This is a genomic window from Streptomyces sp. NPDC090025, from assembly GCF_044748125.1.
Classification (GTDB): Bacteria; Actinomycetota; Actinomycetes; order Streptomycetales; family Streptomycetaceae; genus Streptomyces.
In genome coordinates, this window is record NZ_JBIVFL010000004.1 from 359,474 (window position 1) to 381,791 (window position 22,318).

A 22,318-nucleotide genomic window follows, 5' to 3' on the forward strand; every position below is an offset into this window, starting at 1 on the left:
CCGAAGGGACCCTTCATGACCGAGCAGCACACCCCGAACGGCCTGTGCGACCTCACCGGCAAGACCGTGCTCATCACCGGCGGCGCCCGCGGTCTGGGCGCCGAGGCCGCCCGTACCGCCGTGGCCGCCGGTGCCAACGTGGTGATCACCGACGTCCTCGACGAGGACGGCAAGGCCACCGCCGCCGAGCTGGGCGACCGCGCCCGCTTCCTGCACCACGACGTGACCTCCGAGGCGGACTGGGCGGCGGCCGTCGAGTACGCCGTCGCCGAGTTCGGCGCGCTGCACGGCCTGGTCAACAACGCGGGCATCTCCACCGGCGCCCTCCTCGAGACCGAGTCCGTCGAGCACTTCCGCAAGGTCCTCGACATCAACCTGACCGGTGTCTTCATCGGCATGAAGGCCGCCATACCGGCCATGAAGGAGGCGGGCGGCGGCTCCATCGTCAACATCTCCTCGGCCGCCGGTCTGATGGGCCTGGCGCTGACCGCCGGTTACGGCGCCTCCAAGTGGGGCGTGCGCGGCCTCACCAAGATCGGCGCGGTGGAGCTGGGCACCTCCCGGATCCGCGTGAACTCGGTGCACCCGGGCATGACGTACACCCCGATGACCGCCTCCGTCGGCATCCAGAAGGGCGAGGGGATGTACCCCAACACCCCGATGGGCCGGGTCGGCGAGGCGCCCGAGATCGCGGGCGCGGTCGTCTTCCTGCTCTCCGACGCCGCCTCGTACGTGACCGGCGCGGAGCTCGCGGTGGACGGCGGCTGGACCACCGGACCGACGGTCAAGTACGTCATGGGTCAGTGAGGACGCACGTCGAGCGTCGACCGTCGGGTGTCGGCCGTCGGGTGTCGGCCGTCGGGTGTCGGGTGTGACGGCCGGTTGACGGTCGGGTACGTCATGGGCCGGTGGGCCCGCGGCCTCGCCCGCGGTGCTTTCATGGCGGCATGAGCGCTGCCAACCCCTCCGACGAGGTACTCGACGTCGTCGACGAGCACGACCGGGTGACCGGACAGGCCCCGCGCGGTGAGGTGTACGCGCGGGGCCTGATCCATCGCTGCACCTTCATCCAGGTGCGGGACGCCCAGGACCGGATCTTCGTGCACCGGCGCACCCCGACCAAGCTGGTCTTCCCCTCGATGTACGACATGTTCGTCGGCGGGGTCGTCGGCGCGGGCGAGTCGTACGACGCCGCCGCGCTGCGCGAGGCCGAGGAGGAACTGGGCGTGTCAGGACTGCCCGCGCCGGTGCCCGTACTGAAGTTCCTGTACGACTCCGAGGGCGTCGCCGGGAAGTGGTGGTCGGCCGTCTACGAGGTGCGCTGCGAACTGTCGGTGCGGCCGCAGGTCGAGGAGGTGGCCTGGCACGCCTTCCTGCCGGAGGCGGAGCTGACGGCCCGGCTGGCCGAGTGGGCGTGGGTGCCGGACGGGCTCGCGGCGTACGAGCGGCTGCGCGCGCACCGGGCGGGCGGCGGCTGAGCGCGGGCGGCGGTGGGGCCGGGGCGGGGCGGGCGCCGGGGCGGCTGCGGCAGGCGGGGCCGGGGCGGGCCGTCGCGCGGTGTGATGATCCGATGGATAGGGTTCCCGCGTGAGCGACTTCGTACAGAGCCTGCGACTGTGGTTCGCGCCGCAGCGCCTCCGGGAGGAGGGCGAGACCCCCGACTACCGCTTCTCCCTGGCCAACGAGCGGACCTTCCTGGCCTGGATCAGGACCGCGCTCGCGCTCATCGGCGGCGGGTTCGCCGTCGACCAGTTCCTGCCGGACCTGCGCTGGGGCGTCCGGGTCGGGCTGGCGCTCGCGCTGCTCGCGGCCGGTGTGCTGTGCGCGCTGCGGGCCCTGAACCACTGGGTGCGCTGCGAGCGCGCCATGCGGCGCGGCGAGTCGCTGCCGGTGTCCCGCTTCCCGACCCTGCTGAGTCTGGCCGTGGCGGTGGTCGCGGTGGCGATGGTGGTGGTCGTGGTGTTCGGCTGGGCCGGGCGATGAGCGGGGCCGGGCGATGAACCCGGGCAGCCGATGAGCCCGGGCGCGCCGGGGGCCGCCGAGCGGGCCGAGGCCCGGGACCCGGGGCTCCAGCCGGAGCGGACCCGGCTGGCCTGGCGGCGGACGACGCTCTCCTGCACGGTGGTGGCGGTGCTCGCGGGCAAGCAGGCGATCCACGACGACGTGACCGCGCCCGGTCTGATCGCGGCGGGGCTCTCGGCCCTGGTCTGGATCGGCTTCCTGGCGGTCGCGCACCGCCGGATCCAGACGCTCGGCGCGGCCCGTCCGGTGCCGCTGTCGGCCCGGGGCGCGCTGCTCTCGGCGGTGTGCGTGGTGGCGTTCGCGGGGTTCGCGGTCGCCGTGGTGCTCTGAGTCCCTGTGCAGCGCTGCCGAAGTGCCGCCGACGCGCCGGGGCGTGCCGCCGATCAAGGATCCGCTGCGGCACGCCGTACCGGGCAAACCTGCTGAAAGGCGCGTTCCGGACTAGCCTGGTGAGGTCAACGACCCTTCGCAGAGGCAGCGTCATGACCGTTCTCCACCATGAGCACCCCACCCACCCGCACGCCCACGGACCGGACTGCGGCCACGCCTCCGTACCGCACGGCGATCACGTCGACTACGCCCACGACGGGCATCTGCACCGGCAGCACGAGGGGCACTGGGACGAGTGCGAGCCCGCCGGGCACGTCCGGCACACCCACTCCGACCACGCCCATGCCCACGGGCCGGACTGCGGGCACGCGGCCGTCCCGCACGGGGACCACGTCGACTATGTGCACGACGGACACCGGCACGCGGCGCACGGGGACCACTGGGACGACCACTGACCGACTGGCCGACTGACCGGCTGGCCGACTAGCCGACTGACCGACGGCGGGATGGCCGGCGCCGGACCGTGGCCTGATCGTCGTACCCCCGCCCCGCCCCGACTTCCCCCGGACGAGCCCCGGCTGGCACTCTTCCCCTGTCCAGTCAGGGCTCTCATCCGGGGGATCTCCGTTGTCCGTGACCGATCCGTACGTCGTCCAGCTCGCCCCGCGCGTCCACGCCTACATCCAGCCCGACGGCGGCTGGTGCCTCAACAACGCCGGGTTCGTGGGCGACTCGACGGAGTCGCTCCTCGTCGACACCACCGCCACCGAGCGCCGGGCCCGGCTGCTGCGGGCGGCCGTGCTCGACGCGGGGCTCGCGCTGCCGCACACCATCGTCACCACCCACCACCACGGCGACCACACCTACGGCAACGGGGTGTTCCGACCCGAGGCGCGGATCGTCGGGCACGAGAACTGCCGGTCCGAGCAGCTCGCCGCCGGGCACCAGCTGCATCTGCTGTGGCCGCAGACCGACTTCGGCCACGTCGACATCCTGCCGCCGGACCTGACGTACACGGACCGGCTCACGCTGTACGTCGGCGGCATCGAGGTCCGGGTGATCCACCCGGGCCCCGCGCACACCACCGGTGACTCGATCGTCCATCTCCCCGAGCAGGGCGTGGTGTTCACCGGCGACCTGGTCTTCCACGGCGGCACGCCGTTCGTGCCGATGGGCTCGCTCGCCGGTTCGCTGCGCGCCCTCGACCTGCTGCGCTCGCTCGACGCGCCGACCGTGGTGCCCGGGCACGGCCGGATCGCCGACCCCTCCGCGTACGACACGACCGAACGCTATCTGCGCCTGGTCCACGAACTGGCCGTCGAGGGCCGGGCCAAGGGCGACACGCCGCTGGCGACGGCGCGGCGGGCGGACCTCGGCGAGTTCGCCGCCTGGCCGGAGAGCGAGCGGCTCGTGGCCAATCTGCACCGCGCGTACGCCGAGCTGGACGGACTGCCGGACGGTCATCCGCTCGACCCGGCGGCGGTGTTCGGGGACATGGCGGCGATGAACGGCGGGGTGCCGGTCGCCTGCCACGCCTGACCTGGCGACGCGCGTCGGGGCGATGCACGTCGGGGCGATGTACGTCGGGGCGGGGCGGGCGGCTACCAGCGGCGCTGCCGCCACCCCGGTTCCGCGCGCCGCATCGCCGCCGCGTCGTCGCGGTCCCGGTGGGTGCCGTCGTCCGCCACCCAGCGGCGGTGGAGGTCGGCGAGCCGGTCGCGGTCGAGCGTGACGCCGAGGCCCGGCGCGTCCGAGACGGCGAGGCGGCCGGCCCGGAACGCGGGCGCCTCGGTGACCACGTCCTCGGTCTGCCAGGGGTAGTGGGTGTCGCAGGCGTGGTCGAGGTGCGGGAGGGTGGCGGCGACCTGGGTCATGGCGACGAGGCTGATGCCCAGGTGGGTGTTGGAGTGCATGGACAGGCCGACGCCGTACGTCCGGCACAGCGCGGCGAGTTCGCGGGTGCGGTGCAGTCCGCCCCAGTAGTGGTGGTCGCAGAGCACGATGTCCACCGCGCCGCGCGCGAAGGCGTCCGGGACCTCGTCGAAGCTGGTCACGCACATGTTGGTGGCGAGGGGTACGTCGGTGGCGGCGGCGACCTCGGCCATCTCGGCGGTGCCGGTGGCCGGGTCCTCCAGATACTCCAGGACGCCGCCGAGCTCGCGGGCGACCGCGAGGGACGTGTCCACCGACCAGGCGCCGTTGGGGTCGAGGCGGAGCGGGCGGCCCGGGAACGCCGCGGCCAGCGCGCGGATCGCGGCGATCTCCTGGTCGGGCGGGAAGACCCCGCCCTTGAGCTTGAACGACGCGAAGCCGTACCGGCGGTCGAAGCGCCGGGCCTGCTCGACGATCCCGGCCGGGTCGAGCGCCTCGCCCCAGGGGTCGGCGGGGTCGGGCGCGGCGCCGGGGTGGGCGGCCCAGCGGTAGAAGAGGTAGGCGCTGTACTCGACCTCGTCGCGGACCTTGCCGCCGAGCAGCGCGTGCACCGGCAGGCCCAGGGACTTGCCGAGCGCGTCCAGGCAGGCGGTCTCCAGGGCGGAGAGCACGGAGAGGCGCAGCTTGTCGGCGGTCTGCGCGCCCCGCAGACCGCCCGCGTCCACTCGCGCGTCGACCCCTGCGGTGTCCATCCCCGCGACCGGTGCAGCGGCCGGTACAGCGCCCATGACCTCCGCTGCCGCGAAGAGTTCGTTCACGTCCGTGACCGAGCGGCCGGTCAGCGTCTCCGCCAGCGGGCGCGCGAGCGCCAGATAGCGGCTGTCGCCGTAGGTCTCGCCGAGACCGGTCACCCCGCCCTTCGTCACCACCTCCACCACCAGGCGTGGGGTGAGGGGCTGGTGGACGCCCTGGGTGTTGAGGAGGGGCGGGTCCTTGACGAGGACGGGGGTCAGCCGGACCTGGTCGATGCACAGCGCTGAATCCATATGTGAACCCTATTCAGGATGCCGTACGAGATGCCAGAGGTGCGCCCCACCTTTCCCCGGCGGACCGGCCTGCCCCACGGCCTCCCCCGGGCCTCCCGTCGGCCTCCCCCTGGGCTCCCCCTGAGCTCCCCCTGAGCTCCCCCTGGACGGCATACCGACTGGTCGGTCATCATGAACGCCGACACACCGACACCGGAGGTAGCCCCTCATGTCCGCTCCACCGCCCGCCACGCCGACGCCCGGTCTCGACCCCGAGCGGCTGCGCGACCACCTCGACCGTGAGCTGCCCGGTCTCGTCGGCGGTCCGCTCACGGCCCGGCTGATCGAGGGCGGCCGCTCGAACCTCACGTACGTCGTGACCGACGGCACCGCCCGGTGGGTCGTGCGCCGCCCGCCGCTCGGCCACGTCCTGGCCACCGCGCACGACATGCGGCGCGAGCACCGGGTGATCAGCGCCCTGCACGCGACCGCCGTGCCGGTGCCGGAGACGGTGCTGCTGTGCGAGGACGAATCGGTGCTCGGTGCGCCGTTCTACGTCATGGAGTTCGTGCCCGGCACGCCGTACCGCTCGGCCGCCGAGCTCGCCCCGCTGGGCCCCGAGCGCACCCGCGCGGCCGTCCTCGGTCTGGTCGACACCCTCGTCGACCTGCACGCCGTCGACCCGGCGGCGGTCGGCCTCGACGACTTCGGGCGCCCCGAGGGCTTCCTCGACCGGCAACTGCGCCGCTGGGGCAAGCAGCTCGACGCCTCCCGGGGCCGTGACCTGCCGGGCATCGACGAGCTGCACGCGGCGCTCGGGCGCAGGCTGCCGCAGTCGCCCGCGCCGACCGTGATCCACGGCGACTACCGCCTGGACAACGTCCTCATCGACAGCGGCGACAGCGGCGACGCGGGCGGTGGCGACGGCGGTACGGACCGGATCAGCGCGGTGCTCGACTGGGAGATGTCGACGCTCGGCGACCCGCTCACCGACCTCGGGCTGCTCGTCATGTACAGCACCCCCCTCGACCTGCCCGACTCCCCCATCTCCACCACCGCCACCGCGCCCGGCCACCCGAGCGCCGCCGAGCTGGTCGAGCGCTACGCCGCCCGCTCCGGCCGGGACACCGGGGCCATCGCCTGGTACACCGCCTTCGCCTGGTTCAAGCTCGCCGTGATCCTGGAGGGCATCCACTACCGCTACACCCTCGGGCAGACCGTCGGCGCCGGCTTCGACCGGATCGGCGAGCTGGTGCCCGTCTTCATCGAGCACGGTCTGACCACGCTGCACGACCTCCAGGAAGGCTGACCCGTCATGGACTTCGCGTTCGACGCCCGCACCGAGGAGCTGCGCACGAAGCTCCTGGCCTTCATGGACGAGCACGTGTACCCGGCGGAGGCCGTCGCCGAGGAGCAGCGGGCGGGCCTCGTCTCGCCGTGGGACACCCCGCCCGTCGTCGACGAACTGAAGGCGGAGGCCCGACGCCAGGGCCTGTGGAACCTGTTCCTGCCGGACAGCGAGTACGGTGCCGGGCTGACCAACCTGCAGTACGCGCCGCTCGCCGAGATCACCGGCCGCAGCCCGCACCTGGCCCCGACCGCGCTCAACTGCGCGGCCCCCGACACCGGGAACATGGAGGTCCTCGCGCAGTTCGGCGACGAGGCGCAGCGCAAGCAGTGGCTGGAGCCGCTGCTCGCGGGCGAGATCCGGTCGGCGTTCGCGATGACCGAGCCCGAGGTGGCCTCGTCGGACGCGACGAACATCGAGACCCGGATCCGGCGGGACGGCGACGAGTACGTCATCGACGGCCGCAAGTGGTACATCTCCGGGGCGATGAACCCCGACTGCAAGATCTTCATCGTGATGGGCAAGACCGACCCGGACGGCGCCGACCCGCGCCGCCAGCAGTCGATGATCCTGGTCCCGCGCGACACCCCCGGGCTCGAAGTGCACCGCGCCATGCGGGTGTACGGCTTCGAGGACCACTCCCACGGCGGCCACGCCGAGGTGCGCTTCCACGGGGTGCGGGTGCCGGCGTCGAACCTGATCGGCGAGGAGGGCGGCGGCTTCGCGATCGCCCAGGCCCGGCTGGGCCCGGGCCGGATCCACCACTGCATGCGGCTGATCGGCATGGCCGAGCGGGCGGTGGAGCTGATGTGCCGCCGCGCGGTCTCCCGTACCGCCTTCGGCAAGGCGCTCGCCCAGCAGGGCGTGGTGCAGAACTGGATCGCGGACGCCCGGGTCACCATCGAGCAGCTGCGGCTGCTGGTCCTGAAGACGGCCTGGCTGATGGACACGGTCGGCAACCGGGGCGCCCACACCGAGATCCAGGCGATCAAGATCGCCACCCCGCGCGCGGTCGTCGACATCATCGACAAGGCCGTCCAGCTGCACGGCGCGGGCGGGGTGTCGCAGGACTTCCCGCTGGCCGAGCTGTGGGCGGCGGCCCGCACCCTGAAGCTGGCGGACGGCCCGGACGAGGTCCACCAGCGGTCGCTGGCCCGCCGGGAGCTGAAGCGGTACCTGTAGGCGCTGCCGGTGGGTGGGGGCGGGTCGGCCGTACGGGCGACCCGCCCCCTCGCGTTACCGGCTTACGGACTTACGGGCCTACGGGCCTACGGACTTACGGGCGCAGCGCCCGCAGCAGCAGGTCCGCGAGCTGGTCGGCGACCTGCTGCGGGGTGAGCGGGCCGTCCGGGCGGTACCAGGTGGAGAGGTGGTGGACCGAGCCGAAGTGGTAGTCCACCACCAGGTCGGCGGGGGTGGCCGTGGAGAACACCCCGGCCTGCTGGCCCTCCTCGATCAGCGCCCTGAACCGCTCGTGGTAGTGCCGCCGTTCGGCCCTGACCTGCTTGTTCTTCTCGGGGCTGAGGTGGTGCATGGAGCGGAAGAAGATCGCCGCGTCGTCGAGGTTCTCGATGGTGGTGACGACCACGTCGGCGGCGGCGGCCCGCAGCCGCCGTTCCACCGGCTCGTCGGCCCCGGCGAACGCGTCGAGCCGCTCCTGCTGGAGCCGCAGCACGCGCGCGTACACCTCCTGGAGGAGGTCCTCCTTGGAGCCGAAGTAGTGGTAGAGGGCGCCCTTGGTGACGCCCGCCGCCTCCACGATCTCCTGGACGGAGGTCCGGTCGTAGCCCTGCTCGGCGAAGAGCCGGGTGGCGGCGGCGAGGAGTCGCTGGGGGACGGGCGCCGTGGCGTCCCCGTCCGTCGTCCTGGCCATGCTGCGCCGCCTTTCTTCCGTGCGTGTGCCGGTGCCCGGTGCCGGGGTCCCCCGGCATCGGGGTCAGTGCCGGGACCGGAGGTCCCGCCTGAGGATCTTCCCACTTGTCGTCTTCGGGAGCTCCGGCAGGATCTCGACGTCGCGGGGGTACTTGTACGCGGCGAGCCGCTGCTCGCAGTACGCGGACAGTTCGGCCGGGTCCGCCGCGGCGCCCGGGCGCAGGCTCACGTACGCCTTGACGGTCTCGCCGCGGTAGGCGTCCGGCACGCCCACGACGGCCGCCTCGCGGACCGCCGGGTGGGTGTAGAGGACGTCCTCGACCTCGCGCGGCCACACCTTGAAGCCGGACGCGTTGATCATGTCCTTCTTGCGGTCGACGACGTACAGCCAGCCGTCCGGGTCCATGAAGCCGATGTCGCCGGTGCGCAGCTCGCCGTCCGGGAACGCGGCCGCGGTGGCCTCGGGCAGCCGCCAGTAGCCGGGCACCACCTGCGGGCCCCTGACGGCGATCTCGCCGTGGGTGCCGAAGGGCACCTCGGCGCCGTCCTCGTCGAGGATCCGCACCACGTTGTCGGGCCCGGGCAGGCCGACGGACAGGGTGCCGGAGACCGGGTCGACCGGGGCCTCGTGCTGCGGCGGCACGGCAGCGCAGGGCGCGGTGCACTCGGTGAGCCCGTAGCCGTTGCGCAGGTACGGGCCGAAGCCCGCGCGGAACTTCTCCACCAGGGCGGGCGGCACCGGGGCGCCGCCGGAGGACACCACGAGGAAGGAGGCGAAGTGGTCCGGGGTGGCGGCCGGGTGGGCGGCCAGCGCCATGTAGGCGGTGGACGGGCCGACGGTGTAGGCCGGACGGTGTTCGAGGAAGGCGTCGAGGACCACGCCGGGCTCGAAGCGGTAGGCGAGGGCGAGGGTGCCCGCGTTGCCGAAGCAGACGCCGAGTTCACAGACGAGGCCGGTGATGTGGAACAGCGGCGCGAGCGCGAAGTAGACGGCGCCGGGCGGCACCGGGTGGCCGGCCCGCTGGCGTTCGGCGTTGTGGACGATGCCCCGGTGGAGGTTGAGGGCACCCTTGGGGGTGCCGCTGGTGCCGGAGGTGTAGCTGATCAGGGCGATGTCGTCGGTGGCGAGTTCGCGGCCCGCGGGCGCCGGGTGTCCGGCCCTGGCGACCGCGAGCAGGTCGTCCGCCTCCGTCGCCACCGGCTCGAAGGCCAGCACCCGGGCGTCGTCACGGGTCTGCAGCTGCCGCTCGTCGGCGGTCAGCGCGACCGGGACCCCGGCCGCTGCGGCGGTGGCCCGCACATAGCCGTCCCAGGCCCGGTCGGAGCAGACGACGGCCCGGGCGCCGGAGTCCCGCAGCGCGTGCCCGACCTCGCCCGACTTGTACATCGGGTTGAGCGGCACGACCACCGCGCCCGCCTTCCACGCGCCGAGCAGCGCGAGCACGAAGTGCGGGCTGTTCTGCAGCATGACGGCGACCCGGTCGCCGCGCTCGACGCCGTGGGCGGCGAGGTGGCCCGCCACGGAGTCGGAGAGGGCGTCGAGCTCGCGGTACGAGAGCCGCGCGTCGAAGTAGACGACCGCCGGGTGCTCGGGGGTGCGGGCGGCGGCGGCACGGAACGCGTGCAGGACGGTCGGGTGCGGGTCGATCGGCCCGCGCTGTGCCTCGTTGAGGCTGCCGAGCCAGGGCTTGGCCGCGTAGTGGGAGACCGGGGTGGCGCCTTGGGAGGGGTCGGGGGTGCCGGGGGTGCGCTCGGTGGCCGTCATCGGCGGGCCCCTTCCCACTTCCGCTGGATGTGGTTCATGTTGTCGAGCCAGCCCTCGGTGTCACCGGCGCGGGCCTGGTAGAACTCGGCGACCTCCGGGTGCGGGAGGACGAGGAAGCGGTCGGCGGCGATGGCGTCGAAGAGCGCGTCGGCGACGTCCTCGGGCTCGATCGCGGTCGGCGCGAGCACCAGCTCCCCGGCCGATCCGGCGGCCGTCAGCATGTCCGTACGGACGCCCTGCGGGCAGATCGCGTGCACCTTGAGGCCCCGGTGACGGTAGGTCAGCGACAGCCACTCGGCGAAGGCGAAGGCCCCGTGCTTGGTGACGCTGTACGGCGCGGCGCCGATCATCGTGAGCAGTCCGGCGGCCGACACCGTCGACACGAACCGGCCCGAGCCGCGCTCCAGCCACTCGGGCAGCAGCGCGCGGGCGGCCCGGACGTGCGCCATCACGTTGACGTCCCAGGCGGCGGCCCAGACCTTCTCGTCGACGAACGGGTCGCCGCCGGAGCCGAGCCCGGCGTTGGCGCACCAGATGTCGACGGTCGCCCCGGCGTCGGCGAGCGCGGCCCGGGCCGCGTCGACGACCTCGGACGCGTCGCCGGGGACGGCGAGGGCGCCGATCTCGTCGGCGAGGGCCTTGGTACGGGCCGGGTCCAGGTCGTTGACGACGACCCGCGCCCCTTCGGCGGCGAACCGGCGGGCCAGCGCGGCACCGATGCCGCCCGCCGCACCCGTGACGACCACTCCCGCGCCCCGCACCGAGCCCTGCACCGAACTCATCCCGGTCCACCTCTCCGTCGTGCCTGCCGTGCTGCGATGTGCGGCAGACTAACCGGTCGGTATGGAACGGGGGAAGGGGTCGTCGGTACGCCTCGTTCCGTGCGGGGCGGGCGGGCGCTAGCGTGCGTGGCCGGGCCGGGAGGCGCGCGGGCGGAGGCCGGACGGCGCCCGGACGGCGGCTCCCGCACGGAGGACCTGGACGACCGCGACCGAGGAGGAATCCCTGTGAACGACTCCGGAAGGCTTTCCCGACGGGGGCTGCTCGGGGCCGGTGGCGCGCTGGTCTCCGGGGCGGCCGTCGCCGGGGCGACGGCCCCGGCAGCGGTGGCGGCGGTGGCGCACGGGCCGGGGCACCGGGTCCGTACCGGATTCGAGCGGCTGGCCGCCGACGGCTACGCGGCCCTGTCCGGCCGGCGGGTCGGCGTGGTCACCAACCCGACCGGGATCACCGCCGACGCCCGGCACATCGTGGACGTGATGCACGCCGACGAGCGGGTCGAGCTGGCCGCCGTGTTCGGCCCCGAGCACGGGTTCCGGGGCACCGCGCAGGCCGGGGGCTCGGAGGGGCGGTACGACGACCCGGCGACCGGGCTCCCGGTCCACGACACCTATCTGAAGAGCGGTCAGGCCCTCGCGGACGTGTTCACCGCGTCGGGCGTCGACACCGTGGTCTTCGACATCCAGGACGTGGGCGCGCGTTTCTACACGTACATCTGGACGCTCTACGACTGCATGGCCGCCGCCGCGCTCGCGGGCAAGCGGTTCATGGTGCTCGACCGGCCGAACCCGGTGACCGGGCGGGCGGCCCTCGGGCCGGTCCTGGACCGGGCGTTCGCCACGTTCGTGGGCCGCGAACCGATCGCGCAGGCGCACGGGATGACGGTGGCGGAGCTGGCCCGGCTGTTCGAGGGCGAGTTCCTGGCGAAGGGCGGAGCCAGGACCGGGGCCGGGGCCGGAGCACGGGCGGGGGCGGGGGCGGGGGTGGCGGCCGGGCGCGGCGGGCGGCTCCAGCTGGAGACCGTGACCATGAGCGGGTGGCGGCGCGGCGACTTCTTCGACGCGACCGGGCTGCCGTGGGTGCCGCCGAGCCCCAACATGCCGACGGCCGACACCGCGCTCGTCTACGCGGGCACCTGCCTGTTCGAGGGGACGAACCTCTCCGAGGGGCGGGGCACCACCCGCCCGTTCGAACTCCTCGGCGCGGAGGGGATCGACGGCCGGTGGGCCGCCGCCGTGAACGCGCTCGGACTGCCGGGCGTGCGGTTCCGCGAGGCGTACTTCGCGCCGACGTTCTCCAAGTTCCAGGGGAAGACGGTCGGCGGGGTGCAGCTGATGGTGCACGACCGGGCCGCGTTCGACCCGGTCCGTACCGGGATCGCGCTGCTGGTCACCGCCCGGCGGGTGTGGAGCGGTTTCGCCTGGCGGCCCGACCTGTGGATCGACAAGCTGACCGGGTCGGCCCGGGTGCGCACCCTGATCGACGCGGGCGCGGACGTGGACGAGGTGACCGGCGCCTGGGCGACGGACCTGGCGGCGTTCCGTACGCTGCGGCGCGGCTATCTGCTCTACCGCTGAGCGGGACCAGCGCCAGGACCAGGGGTCCCTACGATTGCCTGACGGTGGCTCACCCCCGCTCCCGTCAGGGGGTTTTCCCCATGATGATCATGGGTGGGGCCCGGATGGTCCGGTGCGTCCCGGGCGCCGAGGCTTGACCCATGACCGTGAACCGCACCGCCCGGCGGCGTCGCCGCCCGCTCACCGCACCCCTCGCCACCCTGCTCGCCGCCCTGAGCGTCGGGCTGCTCACCGCCCCCGCCACCGCCTCCCCCGCGACTGCGGGGTCGGGGCCGGTGGCCGCCGAGACGGCATCCCGCCCCGACCCGGCCCGTGAACTCCGGCTCACCGCCCGCCCGGCGACCGACGCCCGCGCCCTCGACCGGATCGTGGGCTCGGCGAAGGTGGTCGGCATCGGCGAGGCCACCCACAGTTCGGGCGACTTCTTCCGGGCCAAGCACCGGATGTTCGAGCAGCTGGTGGAGCGCCAGGGGTTCACCACGTTCGCCCTCGAAGCGAACTGGAGCGCCGGACTCCGGGTCGACGACTACGTCCGCACCGGCAAGGGCGACATCCGGAAGATCATGGACGAGGAGTTCGTGAACTCGTACGCCTTCTGGAACACCGAGGAGTACCTCGACCTGTTCACCTGGATGCGGCAGCACAATGTGCGCCACCCCGGCCATCCGGTGCGCTTCATGGGCAACGACCTCGGCTACGCGGGCCCCGAGCTGTTCGACCGGGTCACCGGCTATGTCGCCCGCACGAGGCCCGCGCTGCTGCCCCGCTTCCAGGAGCTCTACCGGGGTTCGCGCCCGACCGGCACCGGCGTCGAGTGTGATGTCGATGTCGACGCCTGGATGAACGCCTACCTGGTGAAGCCGGAGGCCGAGCGCAAGGCACTGGGCGCGAACGTGAACCGGGCGCTCACGCTGCTCGAAGGGCTGCGGCCGGCCGCCGGGGACGGCCCGGCCGCGCGCGAGGCGCACACCTGGGCGGTGCAGCACGCCCGGGCCATCGCCCAGGTGGGCACCGAGTACGCGTTCGGCCTCACCACCCCCGAGGGCCTCAAGGAGGCGATGCTCTACCGCGACCGGGTGATGGCCGAGAACACCGTCTGGTGGCAGCGGCACACCGGGGACCGGATGGTGGTGTCGGCGCACAACGCGCACCTCGCGTACGAGACGGTCTGGCCCGAGCAGTACCCGCGCACCCAGGGCGCCTTCCTGCGGGATCTGCTCGGCCGCGACTACGTCGCCGTCGGCGCCTCCTTCGGGCGCGGCTCCTTCAACGCCCATGACGTCGAGCAGCCCGGCGAGCCGGTCCGCGCGGTCACCGTGGGGCCGCTCGGCGCCGACAGCAACGCCCACGTCCTGGACCGGGTGGCGGCCCGCCCGTTCCTGGTCGACCTGCGGACGGCCACCCCGGCCGCGCGCGACTGGCTGAACGGCGCCCGGCCGACCCGGTCGATCGGCACCGCGTACCCCTGGCCCGCCTCGGTGACCCCGGTGCGGCTCGCCGCCTCGTACGACGCGGTGCTCCACTTCCCGGAGATCTCGGCGGCGCGCCTGCGCCGCTGACGACTGGCGGTCCCTCCGCGCGGGCAGAATGCGGGTGGGTCGCCGGGGGGCCTGCCGCCGGTGACGCGCGCACCTCGACGTGGAGGGACGGGCCCATGACGGTGACGAGTGTCGAGCCGTACCGCGAGCTGGTTCTCGACAAGGACGGCGACGGTCCGGCGGGCCAGGCCGACGGGCTCGCCGCGCTGGCCCGGCAGGGCTGCACGGACCTGGTCCTCTTCACCCACGGCTGGAACAACACGCCGTCGGTGGCGAGCGGACTCTTCGACCGCTTCCTGGCCCCGTTCCCGGCGACGGTGACGGCGGCCGGGGTCCGGCTGGGGTTCGCGGGGCTCGTGTGGCCGTCGGTCATGTTCTCGGACGAGCGGGTGCCGGACTACGCGGCCCTCGCCACGCTCGCGCCGGAGCGCCCCGAGGTGGTGGCGCGGCTCGCGGAGCTTGCGGGCGCGGAGCCGCCGGACGAGGCGGCCCTGGTGGAGTTCGCGGTGCTGCTGCGCGAGCTGACGGACCTGGCCGCGGGGATGGACGCGGGGCAGGGGGCGGGCGGGCCCGGGCTGCGTGGCGCGGCGGCCGGAGCCCCGCTGCCGGAGTTCCTGGTCGGTGACCCGCTCGCGGTGTTCGCGATGTTCGCCGACGCGGCGGAGGACACGGAGGGAATCGCGCGCAGCGAGAGCGACGAGGGAGTCGCGGGGGCGCTGCTCGGCACGGACCGGCTGGGCCGGTTGTGGAAGGGCGCCAAGGAGGCGCTGCGGCAGGCCACGTACTTCACGATGAAGCGCCGGGCCGGGGTGGTCGGCGAGCGGGGCCTCGGTCCGCTGCTCGGCGAGCTGGCCCGGACGGCTCCGGCGCTGCGGGTCCATCTGGTCGGCCACAGCTTCGGCGCCCGGCTCGTCGCGTACGCGCTGCGCGGGCTGCCCGCCGGGGCCCGCAACGTACGGTCGGTGACGCTGCTCCAGGGCGCCTTCTCGCACTACGCCTTCGCCGCCCGGCTGCCGCACGAGCCGGACCACGGCGGTTCGCTGCGGGACCTGCAGAACCGGGTGGACGGCCCCGTCGTGGCCTGTCACTCGCGGCACGACACGGCGCTGCGGGTGTTCTACCCGCTGGCCTCGCGGGTCTCGCGGGACGACGAGTCGCTGCTCGGCGACGAGCGGCGGTGGGGCGCGATCGGTTACGACGGCGTCCAGGCGGTCCCGGGCACGGCGGCCCGCACCCTGGCGGCGGTGCTGCGCGACGGGCTGCCGGCGGCGGGGTGCGTGAGCGTGGACGCGGCGCAGCTGGTGACCGAGCACAGCGACATCTGTCACGCCCAACTGGCCCGCGTGGTGGCCCGGGCGGGCCGTTTCGGCTGACCGCGCCGGGCGGTGCGGACCGCCTCCCACCGGGCCCGGGGCGCCCGGCGGGGGCCTCGGCGGAGTTCGTCCTTCCGTCGTACGGAATTGTCCACCCCGCTTGCCTGATGGCACCCATCCGGATCCCGATGGAACACGGAGCGGCGCTCGTTCGTCCCTCTCATATCGCAGTCGGCAGCGAGGGAGAGCAGACGATGGCCGGGTTCCGGAGTCTTGCGAGACAGGTACGCGACCCGGGGAGCGACACGGCGCTGCGCCGCTATTCGCTGCGCAAGTGCCTGGAGCGGTTCGCGCCCTACGGCCACCGGGCGACCTGGGACCACCTGTGCCGCAGGCACGGTTTCGGTCCCGAGGACCGGGAGGCGGACCCGAGGCGGCTGGTGGCCGCGCTCGAGGAGCTGGAGGAGGCGCGGGCCGTCTGGCTCTCGTACGAGCGGGAGTTCGCCGAGCGGCGCAAGCGCGAGAAGCACGGCGGCCTGCGGCGGCCCGGCGGCCCCGACGAATGGCACCGCAGGATCTGGGGCGGCAACGGGGTGGCCCGCTGCGACGACCCCGGTCTGCACCCCTCGGAGCCGCTGCCCGAGGTGGTGCGCCGGCTGGTGGCGGCGCTGCGGCGGGCGCCCGGCGAGCTGTGCCCGGTGTGCGCGGGGCCGCGCATCGAGTGGCGCACGGAGCTGCGGGACGAGCCGTGGTTCGGTCCGGTGTGCGAGGACTGCGGGGTGCTGATACCCCGGGCGGTGCTCACCTCGCGGGCCCTCGCCAGGACCCGTGGCGACCGGGTGCCGCGACTGGCCTCGGTGGCGTGATGCTGCTCCAGGTCTGCCTCAACGGCAGCCGTGGGCCCGGCGATTCGGCCGCGGTGCCGATGGTCCCCGAGGCGATGGCGGCGGCCGCCGCCGCGGCGGTCGCGGCGGGCGCGGACGAGGTGCATGTGCACCCGAAGACACCCTGTGGCAGCGATACCCTGTCGCCGCGGGTGCTCGCCGACACGCTGACCGCGATCCGCGCGGCCGTGGCGGTGCCGGTGGGCGTGACGACCGGCGCCTGGGCGGAGCCCGATCCGGTACGGCGGCTGGCCCGGGTGCGGTCCTGGACGGTGCTGCCGGACCACGCCTGCGTCAACTGGCACGAGCCCGGCGCCGACGCGCTGGCCGCGGCCCTGCTCGACCGGGGGGTGGCCGTGGCGGCGGGCATCGGCTCCGGCACCGACGGCCCGGCCCGCTTCCTGCGGTCCTCGCTGGCGCCCCGGGTGCTGCGGATCCTCGCCGAGGTCACCGACCCGTCCCCGGCGACCGCCGAGGCCACCGCCCGTACCCTGCTCGCCGTCCTGAACCGGTCCCCGCACGCCCGCCCGGTCCTGCTGCACGGCACGGACGCCGCCGCGTGGCCGGTGCTGCGGCTGGCCCGGCGGCTCGGTCTGGCCGGCCGGATCGGTCTTGAGGACACCCTGTTCCTGCCGGACGGCCGACCGGCGGCGGACAACGCCCAGTTGGTGACGGCGGCGCTCGCGGAGCGGACGCATGGGACGCACGGGACGCACGCCGACGGGCCCGCGCGTCCGCAGGAGTCGGCGGACTCGGTCCCGGCCTGAGAAAGGACCTCGGAAGGCTCAAGGAGTCGGGAGGCTCCAGGAGTCGGGAGGCCACCAGCCGAAAATCCGGTCGCCCAGGGGGATTCGGGCGGGGCAGAGTGGGTGTCGGCGAACACGGACGGCGGCCCCGGGCCGACCCGTCCCGGCCGACCCGAACCGTCCCACCCGACCCGACCGGAGTAGCTGAGATGTCGACGCTGCGCGTCACCGCGGAATCCTTGACCGTCCACGACCATCCCCACGCCGACGCGCTCGAACTCGCGCAGATCGGGCTCTACCGTGCGGTGGTCGCCAAGGGCCGGTTCCGGAGCGGTGACCTCGCGATCTACATCCCGGAGCAGGCGGTGCTCCCGGCCGCGCTCGTCGAGGAGCTGGGGCTGACCGGGCGGCTGGCCGGGAAGGCGAGCGACCGGGTGAAGGCGGTGCGGCTGCGCGGCGAGCTGTCGCAGGGGATCGTGTGCCTGCCCGAGGCCGTGGCGGACATCGATCTGAAGCAGGCCGCGGCGGACGGCACCGACTTCGCGGAACTGCTGGGGATCACCAAGTGGTCGCCGCCGGTGCCGCCGACGATGAGCGGGGACGTGGAGTCGGCCCCCGGGCTGCTGCCCTGGGTGGACATCGAGAACCTCCACCGCTTCCCCGACGTCTTCGCGCCGGGCGAGCCGGTCGTCCTCACCGAGAAGCTGCACGGCTCCGCCTGCCTGGTCACCTATCTCGTCGACGAGGAGCGCACGGTCGTCTCGTCGAAGGGCTTCGGCGCCAAGGGCCTGGCCCTCAAGGAGGATCCGCGCAATCTGTACTGGCGTGCCGTCCACGGCCACGGCCTGACCGCCGTCGCCGCGCGGCTCGCCGCCCGCCTCGGCGCGCGCCGGGTCGGCCTGTTCGGCGAGGTGTACGGGGCGGGGGTGCAGGACCTGGGGTACGGGGCGAACGCCCGCGCCGAGGACGGCGTCGGCTTCGCGCTGTTCGACCTGGCCGCCGAGATCGACGGGCAGGTGCGCTGGCTGGATCCGGCCGAGGTACTGGCGCCGGGCGAACTGCCCGTCGTACCGCGCCTGTACACCGGTCCGTACGACCTGGACACGGTGCTCGCCCTGGCGAGCGGCCGGGAGACGGTCTCGGGGCGGGAGCTGCATCTGCGCGAGGGGGTCGTGATCCGGCCGGTGACCGAGCGGTACAGCCCGGTGGTCGGCGGGCGGGCGATCGCGAAGGCGGTCAGCCCGGCGTATCTGACCCGCAAGGGCGGCACCGAGTACGAGTGACGTACGGGTGACGGCAGTGCGCGGTCGGTCGCGCGCCGTCCGCAGAGCCGAGCAGGGGCCCGCCCACGGGGGTGGCGGGCCCCTGCTCTCGTACCCGAGCCGGTGTCCGCACCCGTACGGGTGTCCGTACCGACGTCAGTCCTTCCGGCTCTCCGGCATCAGGCGGGAACCGGTCAGCCGCTCGCCGGACACGTCGTCCGGGTTGGAGAGCACGCACCGCTCCAGGGACAGACAGCCGCAGCCGATGCAGTCGCTCAGATGGTCCCGCAGCCGCCCGAGCTGCTTGATCCGCTCGTCCAGCTCCACCCGCCAGGTCGCCGAGAGCCGCGCCCAGTCCTCATGGGTGGGGGTGCGCTCCTCGGGCAGCTGGGTGAGGGCGTCGCGGACGGTGGCGAGCGGGATGCCGACGCGCTGCGCGGCGCGGATGAAGGCGACCCGGCGCAGCGTGTCACGCCCGTACCGGCGCTGGTTGCCGCTGGTGCGACGGCTGCTGATCAGGCCCTTCGTCTCGTAGAAGTGCAGGGCGGAGACGGCCGCCCCGCTGCGCGCGGACAGCTGGCCGACGGTGAGTTCGTGGATCTTCTCGGGAATCTGCGGCACTCGCCGGAGCCTACCGGTCGGGTCCGGCCCGTTCCGTTGACAAGGGCACCTTCCCCGCAACATCCTGCATCCTGAGCAAGCGCTTAGACAGTTGCTTGGACAGTCACGAGAACACGCTTCGAGAGACGGGACGCGGAACATGGCCGAGCCGAGGATCTTCACCTCCGCCGAGGAACTGCGCGCCGGGGTCGGCGAGCAGCTGGGACACAGCGACTGGCTGGAGATCGAGCAGAAGCGGATCGACCAGTTCGCCGACGCGACCGGCGACCACCAGTGGATCCACGTCGACCCGGAGCGCGCCGCGACCGGCCCGTTCGGACGGACGATCGCGCACGGCTACCTCACCCTGTCGCTGCTGCCGACCCTGGTGCCGCAGATCATGCGGGTCGAGGGGATGAAGATGGGCCTCAACTACGGCACCAACAAGGTGCGCTTCCCCGCGCCCGTGCCGGTCGGCTCCCGGCTGCGCGCCTCGGCCGTGCTGACCGAGGTGACGGAGGCGGGTGGCGGGGTGCAGGTCACGGCGACGGTGACGGTGGAGCGCGAGGGCGGCGACAAGCCGGTCTGCGTCGCCGAGTCGGTCTCGCGCTACTACTTCTAGCACTTCTCGACTTTCGACTACCTCTCGCACCTCTCGTACGCCTCGTACGTCTCGTACGCCTCGTACGTCTGGAGCCTGTGGCCCGGGGCCGCTACCGGGCGTCGCGGGCGCCCACCATGCGGAGGACGAGGTCGGCGTAGAGCGCGCCGACCTCGTCGGGCGTGCGGCGGCCCTGGGTGTTGAACCAGCGGGACACGTCGATGCAGAGCGAGAGCACGGCGACGGTGGTCCCGGCCACGTCCGGCACGTCGAACTCGCCGGCCGTCACGCCCTCCTCGATGATCCGCCGCACGGTGGCGTCGGACTCCCGGCGCAGCGCGACGATCTCGGTGCGGTGCTCGGGGCCGAGCGCGTCCAGCTCGTACTGGACGACGCGGGCGGTGGTGTGCCGCTCGGCGTGCCAGCGGACGAAGGACCGTACGGCGTCGGCGAGCCGCTCGGCGGCGGTGCCGGGGCCGTCGGCCGCCGCGCTGAGGATCTCCAGGGCCTTGTCGTGGCCGATCCGGCTGATCCGGTGGAGCAGCTCTTCCTTGGTCTTGTAGTGGATGTAGAGGGCAGCCGGGCTCATCCCGGCCCGGCCCGCGATGTCCCGGGTCGTGGTGGCGTGGTAGCCGCGCTCGGCGAACGCCCCGACGGCCGCGACCAGCAGGCGCCGGGCGGCCTCGGGCGTGACCTCGCCCCACGACATGTCCTCGCCGGGCGTCTCCTCCGCCGCGCTCATCGCACCATCCTCCTCGGGCCGTCCATCGGACGGACACCATACAACGAAGGTGAGCAAGCGCTTAGCTTTCCCGGGCCGCCGGCGGGCTCAGAAGGCGGAGACTCCGGTGAGCGCCCGTCCGATGATCAGCTTCTGGATCTGGCTGGTGCCCTCGTACAGGGTCATCACGCGCGCGTCGCGGAGCAGCTTGCCGACCGGGTACTCGTCGATGTAGCCGTAGCCGCCGAAGACCTGGAGGGCGTTGTTGGCGCAGCGGACGGCGGCCTCGGAGGCGTACAGCTTGGCCTTGGAGGCGGCGGTCGCGAAGTCCTGGCCGCGGTCGATCAGGTCGGCGACCCGCCAGGTGAGCAGCCGGGCGGCGTCCACGTCGACGGCGATGTCGCTGATGAGCTCCTGGACGAGCTGGTACGCGGCGATCGGCTTGCCGAACTGCTCACGCTCGGCGGCGTAGCGCACGGCCGCGTCGAGGGCGGCCTGGGCGATGCCGACGCAGCCGGCCGCGACCGACATCCGGCCCTTGGCGAGCGCGGACATGGCGACGGTGAAGCCCTTGCCCTCGGGGCCGAGCATCGCGCTCGCCGGGACGCGCACGCCGTCCAGGGCCAGTTCGGCGGTGGCCTGGCCGCGCAGTCCGAGCTTGCCGTGAATGGTGCGGCGGGTGAGGCCGGGGGTGTCGGTGGGGACGAGGAAGGCGGAGATGCCCTTGTGGCCGGGGGTGTCGTTGGTGCGGGCGAAGAGCAGCACGACATCGGCCCAGGTGCCGTTGGTGATGAACATCTTGGCGCCGTCGATCACGTAGTCACCGCCGTCGCGCACCGCGCGGGTGGTGAGGTTCCCGGCGTCGGAGCCGGTGCCGGGCTCGGTGAGGCCGAAGCAGCCGATGGCGTCGCCGGAGCAGAGCCGGGGCAGCCAGGCGCGCTTCTGCGTCTCGTCGCCCCAGGCGGCGATGGTCTTGGCGACCAGGCCGAGCGAGACGGAGACGATGCCGCGGACCGAGGAGTCGCCGCGGCCCAGTTCCTCGGTGACCAGGCAGTAGGAGAGGTGGTCGCCGCCGGAACCGCCGTACTCCTCGGGGATCGTCAGGCCGAGGAAGCCGACGGCGCCGAGCTTCCTCACGATGCCCCGGTCGACGTCCTCGGCCCGGTCCCAGGCGACGACGTGCGGGGTGACCTCGCGGGCGACGAAGTCCTCGGCGAGCCGCCGGACCGCCTCCTGCTCCTCGTCGAGTTCCAGGTTCATCGCGCCACCCCGTCCACGTCCGCGTCCATGTCGGCGTCCGCACGGACTCACTTAATTACCACTGCTAGTTTTATCGGCCCCGCCTACTATGTGCGCCATGGCCCGACCGCGCAAGCCCCTGCTCAGCCGAGACCGCATCGTCGAGACGGCGGGCGCGCTCGTGGACGCGGAGGGCCTCGACGCGCTCTCCACCCGGCGGCTCGCGGCCGGGCTCGGGGTCAGTGGACCGTCGCTCTACAACCACTTCCGCACCAAGGACGAGATCCTGGACGCCGTCGCGGACACGGTGAGCGCGAAAGTCGACCTGTCGATGTTCGCGCCCGGCGATCCGCGCGACTGGCGCACCGCGCTGCACGACTGGGCCGTCTCCTACCGGGCCGCCCTCGCCGACCATCCGCACCTGGTGCCGCTGCTCGCCCAGGGCCCGGGCCGCCGCCCGGCCGGTCTGAAGGTCGCGGACGCGGTCTTCGGCGCGATGGTCCGGGCGGGCTGGCCGCCCGCCCAGGCCACCCACATCGGCGCCCTGATGCGCTACTTCGTCACCGGCTCCGCCCTCGGTTCGTTCGCGCGCGGCTTCGTCGACGACGAGACGGCGTACGACCCCGCCGACTACCCCCACCTGGGCCAGGCCCACCGGCTCGCGGAGCACCGCGAGAAGGTCGACGAGGGGGCGTTCACGACCGGGCTGCGGGCGCTGCTCGACGGACTGGAGCGGCAGTACGCGGAGGGGCGGTACGGGGAGTCGGCGGGCGGGGACGCGCGGTACGGGGACGCGCGGGGCGACGAGCGCGGCTGACGGGCC

At 73.7% G+C, this 22,318-nt stretch carries 23 protein-coding genes; 16 read left to right on the forward strand and 7 right to left on the reverse strand.

Features of this window, described 5'->3' with window-relative positions:
* The first annotated feature begins 42 nt into the window (after positions 1-42).
* The 6 genes from ACIPXM_RS14195 (at position 43) to ACIPXM_RS14220 (ending at position 3,891) form a co-directional block, all read left to right on the forward strand.
* Positions 43-807: a glucose 1-dehydrogenase gene (locus ACIPXM_RS14195; protein ID WP_401655220.1), complete on the forward strand. Its 765-nt coding sequence runs from the start codon at positions 43-45 to the stop codon at positions 805-807.
* A gap of 140 nt (positions 808-947) precedes the next feature.
* Positions 948-1,478, forward strand: coding sequence for an NUDIX domain-containing protein (locus ACIPXM_RS14200; RefSeq protein WP_401655123.1), 531 nt, complete (start codon positions 948-950; stop codon positions 1,476-1,478).
* Positions 1,479-1,587: 109 nt separating this feature from the next.
* Positions 1,588-1,983, forward strand: a complete 396-nt coding sequence (locus ACIPXM_RS14205; RefSeq protein WP_401655124.1) for a YidH family protein — start codon at positions 1,588-1,590, stop codon at positions 1,981-1,983.
* Positions 1,984-2,013: 30 nt separating this feature from the next.
* A complete protein-coding gene (locus ACIPXM_RS14210; RefSeq protein ID WP_401655125.1) occupies positions 2,014-2,352 on the forward strand; it encodes a DUF202 domain-containing protein in 339 nt (112 codons plus the stop codon).
* Between the two features lie 152 nt (positions 2,353-2,504).
* Positions 2,505-2,807 (forward strand): hypothetical protein, encoded by a 303-nt coding sequence (locus ACIPXM_RS14215; protein ID WP_401655126.1) that lies wholly within the window; start codon positions 2,505-2,507, stop codon positions 2,805-2,807.
* 172 nt (positions 2,808-2,979) lie between these two features.
* On the forward strand, positions 2,980-3,891 hold the full coding sequence (locus ACIPXM_RS14220; RefSeq protein WP_401655127.1) for an MBL fold metallo-hydrolase: 912 nt from the start codon (positions 2,980-2,982) through the stop codon (positions 3,889-3,891).
* 62 nt (positions 3,892-3,953) lie between these two features.
* Here the strand turns inward: ACIPXM_RS14220 and ACIPXM_RS14225 are convergent, their stop codons facing one another.
* On the reverse strand, positions 3,954-5,270 hold the full coding sequence (locus tag ACIPXM_RS14225) for an enolase C-terminal domain-like protein (RefSeq protein WP_401655128.1): 1,317 nt from the start codon (positions 5,268-5,270) through the stop codon (positions 3,954-3,956).
* A gap of 208 nt (positions 5,271-5,478) precedes the next feature.
* Between ACIPXM_RS14225 and ACIPXM_RS14230 the strand changes: the two genes are divergently transcribed.
* Positions 5,479-6,558, forward strand: a complete 1,080-nt coding sequence (locus ACIPXM_RS14230; protein ID WP_401655129.1) for a phosphotransferase family protein — start codon at positions 5,479-5,481, stop codon at positions 6,556-6,558.
* A gap of 6 nt (positions 6,559-6,564) precedes the next feature.
* Complete coding sequence (locus ACIPXM_RS14235) at positions 6,565-7,779, forward strand: acyl-CoA dehydrogenase family protein (RefSeq protein ID WP_401655130.1); 1,215 nt, start codon at positions 6,565-6,567, stop codon at positions 7,777-7,779.
* A gap of 94 nt (positions 7,780-7,873) precedes the next feature.
* On the opposite strand, the gene ACIPXM_RS14240 is transcribed toward ACIPXM_RS14235, so the two are convergent.
* The 3 genes from ACIPXM_RS14240 to ACIPXM_RS14250 form a co-directional block, all read right to left on the reverse strand.
* On the reverse strand, positions 7,874-8,470 hold the full coding sequence (locus ACIPXM_RS14240) for a TetR/AcrR family transcriptional regulator (protein WP_401655131.1): 597 nt from the start codon (positions 8,468-8,470) through the stop codon (positions 7,874-7,876).
* A 63-nt stretch (positions 8,471-8,533) separates the two neighbouring features.
* Positions 8,534-10,234, reverse strand: a complete 1,701-nt coding sequence (locus ACIPXM_RS14245) for an AMP-binding protein (protein WP_401655132.1) — start codon at positions 10,232-10,234, stop codon at positions 8,534-8,536.
* Positions 10,231-11,016 carry an SDR family oxidoreductase gene (locus tag ACIPXM_RS14250; RefSeq protein ID WP_401655133.1) on the reverse strand — a complete coding sequence of 262 codons (786 nt, stop codon included), beginning with the start codon at positions 11,014-11,016 and terminating at the stop codon, positions 10,231-10,233. The genes ACIPXM_RS14245 and ACIPXM_RS14250 overlap by 4 nt, the downstream gene beginning before the upstream one ends.
* 225 nt (positions 11,017-11,241) lie before the next feature.
* On the opposite strand from ACIPXM_RS14250, the gene ACIPXM_RS14255 reads away from it, so the two are divergent.
* The 6 genes from ACIPXM_RS14255 to ACIPXM_RS14280 all read left to right on the forward strand — a co-directional run bounded on the left by ACIPXM_RS14255 (position 11,242) and on the right by ACIPXM_RS14280 (position 18,355).
* Positions 11,242-12,591 carry an exo-beta-N-acetylmuramidase NamZ domain-containing protein gene (locus tag ACIPXM_RS14255; protein ID WP_401655134.1) on the forward strand — a complete coding sequence of 450 codons (1,350 nt, stop codon included), beginning with the start codon at positions 11,242-11,244 and terminating at the stop codon, positions 12,589-12,591.
* A 140-nt stretch (positions 12,592-12,731) separates the two neighbouring features.
* Positions 12,732-14,150 (forward strand): erythromycin esterase family protein, encoded by a 1,419-nt coding sequence (locus tag ACIPXM_RS14260; RefSeq protein WP_401655135.1) that lies wholly within the window; start codon positions 12,732-12,734, stop codon positions 14,148-14,150.
* 95 nt (positions 14,151-14,245) lie between these two features.
* Complete coding sequence (locus ACIPXM_RS14265; RefSeq protein WP_401655136.1) at positions 14,246-15,502, forward strand: serine-threonine protein kinase; 1,257 nt, start codon at positions 14,246-14,248, stop codon at positions 15,500-15,502.
* A gap of 194 nt (positions 15,503-15,696) precedes the next feature.
* Positions 15,697-16,308, forward strand: coding sequence for a hypothetical protein (locus ACIPXM_RS14270; protein WP_401655137.1), 612 nt, complete (start codon positions 15,697-15,699; stop codon positions 16,306-16,308).
* Between the two features lie 2 nt (positions 16,309-16,310).
* Positions 16,311-17,093 carry a 3-keto-5-aminohexanoate cleavage protein gene (locus ACIPXM_RS14275; protein WP_401655221.1) on the forward strand — a complete coding sequence of 261 codons (783 nt, stop codon included), beginning with the start codon at positions 16,311-16,313 and terminating at the stop codon, positions 17,091-17,093.
* A gap of 188 nt (positions 17,094-17,281) precedes the next feature.
* Positions 17,282-18,355, forward strand: coding sequence for an RNA ligase (ATP) (locus ACIPXM_RS14280; protein ID WP_401655138.1), 1,074 nt, complete (start codon positions 17,282-17,284; stop codon positions 18,353-18,355).
* Between the two features lie 135 nt (positions 18,356-18,490).
* Here ACIPXM_RS14280 and soxR read toward each other — a convergent pair whose 3' ends face one another.
* Positions 18,491-18,955 carry a redox-sensitive transcriptional activator SoxR gene (soxR, locus tag ACIPXM_RS14285; RefSeq protein ID WP_401655139.1) on the reverse strand — a complete coding sequence of 155 codons (465 nt, stop codon included), beginning with the start codon at positions 18,953-18,955 and terminating at the stop codon, positions 18,491-18,493.
* Positions 18,956-19,094: 139 nt separating this feature from the next.
* Between soxR and ACIPXM_RS14290 the strand changes: the two genes are divergently transcribed.
* Positions 19,095-19,556, forward strand: a complete 462-nt coding sequence (locus tag ACIPXM_RS14290; protein ID WP_401655140.1) for a MaoC family dehydratase — start codon at positions 19,095-19,097, stop codon at positions 19,554-19,556.
* Between the two features lie 91 nt (positions 19,557-19,647).
* On the opposite strand, the gene ACIPXM_RS14295 is transcribed toward ACIPXM_RS14290, so the two are convergent.
* Complete coding sequence (locus tag ACIPXM_RS14295) at positions 19,648-20,277, reverse strand: TetR/AcrR family transcriptional regulator (RefSeq protein ID WP_401655141.1); 630 nt, start codon at positions 20,275-20,277, stop codon at positions 19,648-19,650.
* Positions 20,278-20,364: 87 nt separating this feature from the next.
* Positions 20,365-21,516, reverse strand: coding sequence for an acyl-CoA dehydrogenase family protein (locus ACIPXM_RS14300; protein WP_401655142.1), 1,152 nt, complete (start codon positions 21,514-21,516; stop codon positions 20,365-20,367).
* Between the two features lie 97 nt (positions 21,517-21,613).
* Between ACIPXM_RS14300 and ACIPXM_RS14305 the strand changes: the two genes are divergently transcribed.
* A complete protein-coding gene (locus ACIPXM_RS14305; protein WP_401655143.1) occupies positions 21,614-22,312 on the forward strand; it encodes a TetR/AcrR family transcriptional regulator in 699 nt (232 codons plus the stop codon).
* The last annotated feature ends 6 nt before the right edge of the window (positions 22,313-22,318 follow it).